Here is a 6,219-nt window from a genome sequence, read left to right as displayed (position 1 = left end):
AAAACCCGTTCGGGCAAGATCATGCGCCGCATTCTGCGCAAGATTGCCACGGCCGAATACGATGGGTTGGGGGATATTTCCACCCTGGCCGATCCGGGTGTGGTGCAGCACTTGATTGATACGCACAAGACCATGAACGTCGCTTAACCCGCCGTTCCTGAGTCACCAAAGCCCCGCCCGGCATTGCGCCTGGCGGGGCTTTTTATTGTCTGGGGTTTCGATCGTTCCCACGCTCCGCGTGGGAATGCTGCCATGGACGCTCCGCGTCCGCCGTTGAGCTGTGACGCAGAGCGTCACGGGATGCATTCCCACGCGGAGCGTGGGAACGATCGACATCAACAACGGCCAATAATTATCGGTTTCGCTTGTAGGGTGTTTTCCACTGTTACCCGTCACCGTTCAAGTAACTGAATGTGTAACCGTGCGTCCAATAACGAGGCATTGGGAAACGCAAAGCCCTGTTTCAAGGCCTCTGAACCTGCCATAAAAAATAAGACACAACGCTGCGCTTGCCGGATTAGAAGGGTTTGCCAATAATAGGCCCGCAATTTGCAGCATAGATCGGTTCACTGTCTTTTGCTCTTGCATGAATTTGCAAGGCTGTCAACGCGCCCAAGCGGCTTTCTCGGTGCTTCTGTAATTAGTTGTCGCATTGAAGAAATATCGGCTTCGGGCCTGTCGTTAGAATGCCGATCACTCGCTCGTTGTTGCTCGCGTTGAAAAAAGCGCGCAATTGCTCCGACGCAGCACCGCTTTGCGGTTCCACTCATTCGCATATTGGGCTATCGCTCACTCTGCCGTTTTAGCCCTTTACCGATGGAGTCCCAAGATGAAGAAACTCGTGCTGCTTGGCGCCCTGGCACTGTCCGTGCTGTCCCTGCCGACTTTCGCCGATGACAAGCCCGTAAAAATCGGTATCGAAGCAGCTTACCCTCCGTTTGCCTCCAAGGCGCCGGACGGCAGCATCGTTGGTTTCGACTACGACATCGGCAATGCGCTGTGCGAAGAGATGAAGGTCAAGTGCGTATGGGTCGAGCAAGAGTTCGACGGCCTGATCCCGGCACTCAAAGTGCGCAAGATCGACGCGATCCTGTCGTCCATGTCGATCACTGAAGACCGCAAGAAGTCCGTGGACTTCACCAACAAGTACTACAACACTCCGGCTCGCCTGGTCATGAAGGCCGGCACTCCAGTCAGCGACAGCCTGGCTGAGCTCAAGGGCAAGAACATCGGCGTGCAACGTGGTTCGATCCACGAGCGTTTCGCCCGTGAAGTGCTGGCTCCGCTGGGTGCCGAGATCAAGCCTTACGGCTCGCAGAACGAAATTTACCTCGACGTGGCTGCTGGCCGCCTCGACGGCACCGTGGCAGACGCTACGCTGCTGGATGACGGTTTCCTGAAAACCGACGCTGGCAAAGGTTTCGCCTTCGTTGGCCCGGCGTTCACCGACGTCAAATACTTCGGCGACGGTGTAGGTATCGCCGTTCGCAAGGGTGACGCGCTGAAAGACAAGATCAACACCGCGATCACCGCCATTCGTGAGAACGGCAAGTACAAGCAAATCCAGGACAAGTACTTCGCCTTCGATATCTACGGCAAGTAAAACGCCCCGGCGACAAGTCCGAAATGGCGCAAGCAACAGGATCTCTGAGGTTTGCGCCATTTTTTCATCCCCCTTTTCGAGGACCTGAATCATGTTGAAAGGCTACGGGGCTGTCATCCTCGATGGTGCATGGCTGACGCTTCAGCTCGCCTTGTCGTCCATGGTCCTGGCCATTGTTCTGGGTCTGATCGGCGTTGCGCTGCGTCTGTCCCCGATTCGCTGGCTGGCCTGGCTGGGCGACCTGTATTCCACGGTGATCCGCGGTATTCCTGACCTGGTGTTGATCCTGCTGATTTTCTACGGCGGTCAGGACCTGCTCAACCGCGTCGCGCCGATGCTCGGCTTTGACGACTACATCGACCTGAACCCGTTGGCCGCCGGTATCGGCACCCTGGGCTTCATCTTCGGTGCGTACCTGTCGGAAACCTTCCGCGGTGCCTTCATGGCAATCCCCAAAGGTCAGGCAGAAGCGGGCATGGCGTACGGCATGAGCAGTTTTCAGGTGTTCTTCCGGGTGTTGGTGCCACAGATGATTCGCTTGGCGATTCCGGGTTTCACCAACAACTGGCTGGTACTGACCAAGGCCACCGCGCTGATTTCGGTGGTGGGGCTGCAAGACATGATGTTCAAGGCCAAGCAGGCGGCAGATGCCACCCGCGAGCCTTTCACCTTCTTCCTCGCAGTAGCGGCAATGTACCTGGTGATCACCAGCGTCTCGTTGCTCGCATTGCGTCACCTTGAGAAGCGCTACTCGGTAGGCGTAAGGGCGGCTGATCTATGATCTTCGACTACAACGTCATTTGGGAGGCCCTGCCGCTGTACTTCGGCGGCCTGCTGACCACCCTCAAATTGCTCGCGCTGTCGCTGTTTTTCGGTTTGCTGTGCGCGTTGCCGCTGGGCTTGATGCGCGTGTCGAAAAACGCGGCCGTCAACATGAGCGCCTGGCTCTACACCTACGTGATCCGCGGCACGCCGATGCTGGTGCAGCTGTTTTTGATCTACTACGGTCTGGCGCAGTTCGAAGCGGTTCGTGAAAGCTTCCTTTGGCCATGGCTGTCCAGCGCGACGTTCTGTGCGTGCCTGGCCTTCGCGATCAACACCAGTGCCTACACCGCTGAAATCATCGCCGGCAGCCTGCGCGCTACGCCGAACGGTGAGATCGAAGCGGCCAAGGCGATGGGCATGTCGCGCTACAAAATGTACAAGCGCATCCTGCTGCCGTCGGCCCTGCGCCGGGCGCTGCCGCAGTACAGCAACGAAGTGATCATGATGCTGCAGACCACCAGTCTGGCGTCCATCGTGACCCTGATCGACATCACCGGTGCCGCGCGCACGGTCAACGCTCAGTACTACTTGCCGTTCGAAGCCTACATCACCGCCGGCGTGTTCTACCTGTGCCTGACGTTCATTCTGGTGCGGATGTTCAAACTGGCCGAGCGCCGCTGGCTGGGCTATCTGGCCCCGCGGAAGCACTGATATGGAACGCATCGATCATTCATTGCCGTGGAGCCACTTGGGCAGCGAACGCCAGATTTCGGTGTTCCGCTTCGGCAGTGGCGAGCGCAAGGCCTACATCCAGGCCAGCCTGCACGCCGATGAACTGCCGGGTATGCGCACGGCCTGGGAGCTGAAAAAGCGCCTGACCGAACTCGAAGCCCAAGGCTTGCTCAACGGTGTGATCGAACTGGTGCCGGTGGCCAACCCATTGGGCCTCGGCCAACTGCTTCAGGGCAATCATCAAGGACGTTTCGAGGCGGGCAGCGGCAAGAACTTCAACCGGGATTTTGTCGAGCTGAGCGCGCCAGTGGCCGCCGAGCTGGACGGGCACCTGGGTGATGATCCGCACGCCAATATTCAGCTGATCCGTCAGGCCATGAGCGATGTGCTCGCCGCATTGCCGCCCGCCGCCAGTCAGTTGCAAGGCATGCAGCGCATTCTGCTCAGCCATGCCTGCACCGCTGACGTGGTGCTGGACCTGCATTGCGATGCCGAAGCGGCGCTGCACATGTACGCCTTGCCGCAACACTGGCCGCAATGGCGTTCGTTGGCCGCGCACCTGGACGTGAAGGTGGGCCTGCTGGCGGAAGATTCTGGCGGCAGTTCGTTTGACGAAGCCTGCTCGCTGCCGTGGTTGCGTTTGTCGCGTCTGTTTCCGGATGCACAGATTCCCCTGGCTTGCCTGGCGACTACCATTGAACTGGGTGGTCAGGCCGATACCGGTCGCGCTGAAGCCAGCGCATACGCCGAAGGCATTCTGGCGTTCCTTGCCGAGCAAGGCTTGATCAGCGGCGAATGGCCAAAACCTGCGCAAGACGCTTGCGAAGGCATGCCGTTCGAAGGCACTGAATTGCTGTTCGCGCCGCACCCTGGCGTGATCAGTTACTTGCGTAAACCCGGTGAGTGGATTGACGCCGGCGATGAGATTTTCGAAGTGATCGATCCGTTATCGGATCGGGTCAGCACGGTGTGTGCTGGTACGTCCGGGGTGCTGTTTGCCATTGAACGGCTGCGTTATGCCCAACCCGGTTTCTGGCTGGCCAAGGTGGCGGGGCGCGAAGCGCTGCGTCACGGGCGCTTGCTCAACGACTGACTGACTGTTTTTGTGAGAACCGACCGCATGTACAAGCTTGAAGTCCAAGACCTGCATAAACGCTATGGCAGTCACGAAGTGCTCAAGGGCGTGTCCCTGAAAGCGGCGGCTGGCGATGTGATCAGCATCATCGGCTCCAGTGGCTCCGGCAAAAGTACTTTCCTGCGCTGCATCAACCTGCTCGAGCAACCGCATGCCGGCAAGATTCTGCTCAACAATGAAGAGCTGAAACTGGTCGCCAACAAGGAAGGCGCGCTGAAGGCGGCCGACCCGAAACAGCTGCAACGCATGCGTTCGCGCCTGTCGATGGTGTTCCAGCATTTCAACCTGTGGTCGCACATGACCGCGATGGAAAACATCATGGAAGCGCCGGTCCACGTGCTCGGCATGTCCAAGACCGAAGCCCGCGAGAAGGCCGAGCACTACCTGAACAAGGTCGGTGTGGCCCATCGCAAAGACGCTTACCCGGGCCACATGTCCGGCGGCGAGCAGCAGCGTGTGGCGATTGCCCGTGCGCTGGCGATGGAGCCTGAGGTGATGCTGTTCGACGAACCGACTTCGGCTCTCGACCCTGAGTTGGTCGGTGATGTGCTGAAAGTCATGCAGGCCCTGGCGCAGGAAGGCCGGACCATGGTGGTGGTGACGCACGAAATGGGCTTCGCCCGTGAAGTGTCGAACCAGCTGGTATTCCTGCACAAAGGTGTCGTCGAAGAAAGCGGCAACCCGCGTGAGGTGCTGGTCAATCCACAGTCCGAACGCCTGCAACAATTTTTATCCGGCAGCTTGAAATAATCAGGACTGCCGTTGTGCACCGCGATAGTGCATGCTTCGCGATTTAGAGGCCGGCCCCTATCCCTGTGGGAGCTGGCCTGCCAGCGATAGCGGTGGGTCAGTTTGCATCTGGCACAGACTCACCGCCATCGCTGGCAGGCCAGCTCCCACAATTTGATCTCCATCGGTTTCAAGATTTGTGTTCATTTACAGGCTAGCCTTGGCCCATGCCTTCATTCTGTTCTTTGTTTCGGATTGCCCGCCATGACTGCCCATCGAATTGGTTTCCTGATTTGGCCCAGCACTAAAGCACTGACGCTTGCGCTGGCTGAGGAGGCCTTGCGTGTTGCCCAGCGTGTGCATCCTGACGTTGTCTACGAACTGTCGTTTTTGCAGGCCGAACCGCCGACCGAAGGCGCCTGGCAATTGCCCGGTGAACCGTGGGCCGGCAAGCTCGAAAACTTCCAGAAACTGTTCCTGCTCGCCGACGAGCCGCCGACCTCGCTCGCGCCAGCGCTCAGCAGTGGACTCAAACAACTGGTGCGCGCCGGGTGTGTAATCGGCGGGTTGTCTGCCGGTGTTTACCCATTGGCACAACTGGGTTTGCTCGACGGTTATCGCGCCGCCGTGCATTGGCGTTGGCAAGACGATTTCACCGAACGTTTCCCGAAAGTCATTGCTACCAGCCATCTGTTCGACTGGGATCGCGACCGCCTGACTGCGTGCGGCGGCATGTCGGTACTCGACTTGCTGTTGGCTGTACTGGCCCGCGACCACGGCGCCGAACTGGCCGGTGCGGTATCCGAAGAGTTGGTGGTCGAACGCATCCGCGAGGGTGGCGAGCGCCAGCGCATTCCGCTGCAGAACCGCCTCGGTTCCAGCCATCCGAAGCTCACGCAAGCCGTGCTGCTGATGGAAGCCAACATCGAAGAGCCGTTGACCACCGACGAAATCGCCCAGCATGTGTGCGTGTCCCGTCGGCAGCTCGAGCGGATCTTCAAGCAATACCTCAACCGTGTGCCGAGCCAGTACTACCTGGAACTGCGCCTGAACAAGGCCCGGCAGATGTTGATGCAAACCAGCAAATCGATCATCCAGATCGGCCTGTCGTGTGGCTTCTCCTCGGGGCCGCACTTCTCCAGCGCCTACCGCAACTTCTTCGGTGCCACACCGCGGGAAGATCGCAACCAGCGGCGCAGCAGCAGCCCGTTCGAATTGTCGTCGGTGCCGTCGGAGCGCGGATGACCGGGCAACA

At 59.1% G+C, this 6,219-nt stretch carries 7 protein-coding genes; all 7 read left to right on the top strand.

Annotated elements, in window-relative coordinates; genetic code table 11:
• On the top strand, positions 1-147 hold a 147-nt coding region (locus AC3WP4_RS26800), incomplete at its 5' end, for a hypothetical protein (RefSeq protein WP_173860501.1).
• A gap of 682 nt (positions 148-829) precedes the next feature.
• Entirely contained in the window at positions 830-1,603 is a 774-nt protein-coding gene (locus AC3WP4_RS26795) for an ABC transporter substrate-binding protein (RefSeq protein WP_007904821.1), read from the top strand.
• A gap of 91 nt (positions 1,604-1,694) precedes the next feature.
• Entirely contained in the window at positions 1,695-2,384 is a 690-nt protein-coding gene (locus AC3WP4_RS26790) for an ABC transporter permease (protein WP_008154330.1), read from the top strand.
• The gene (locus AC3WP4_RS26785; protein ID WP_074879233.1) at positions 2,381-3,079 is read left to right on the top strand and encodes an ABC transporter permease; all 699 of its coding nucleotides are present in this window, start codon (positions 2,381-2,383) and stop codon (positions 3,077-3,079) included. The genes AC3WP4_RS26790 and AC3WP4_RS26785 overlap by 4 nt, the downstream gene beginning before the upstream one ends.
• A gap of 1 nt (position 3,080) precedes the next feature.
• Positions 3,081-4,193, top strand: coding sequence for a succinylglutamate desuccinylase/aspartoacylase family protein (locus AC3WP4_RS26780; protein ID WP_074879231.1), 1,113 nt, complete (start codon positions 3,081-3,083; stop codon positions 4,191-4,193).
• A 27-nt stretch (positions 4,194-4,220) separates the two neighbouring features.
• On the top strand, positions 4,221-4,985 hold the full coding sequence (locus AC3WP4_RS26775) for an ABC transporter ATP-binding protein (protein WP_074879228.1): 765 nt from the start codon (positions 4,221-4,223) through the stop codon (positions 4,983-4,985).
• Between the two features lie 243 nt (positions 4,986-5,228).
• Positions 5,229-6,209, top strand: coding sequence for a transcriptional regulator ArgR (gene argR / locus AC3WP4_RS26770; RefSeq protein WP_074879226.1), 981 nt, complete (start codon positions 5,229-5,231; stop codon positions 6,207-6,209).
• Positions 6,210-6,219: the final 10 nt, after the last annotated feature.

This window comes from Pseudomonas sp. FW305-20, assembly GCF_058788075.1.
Note: the sequence above shows the minus strand (reverse complement) of the source record. Positions and strands in the feature narration are given on the sequence as shown.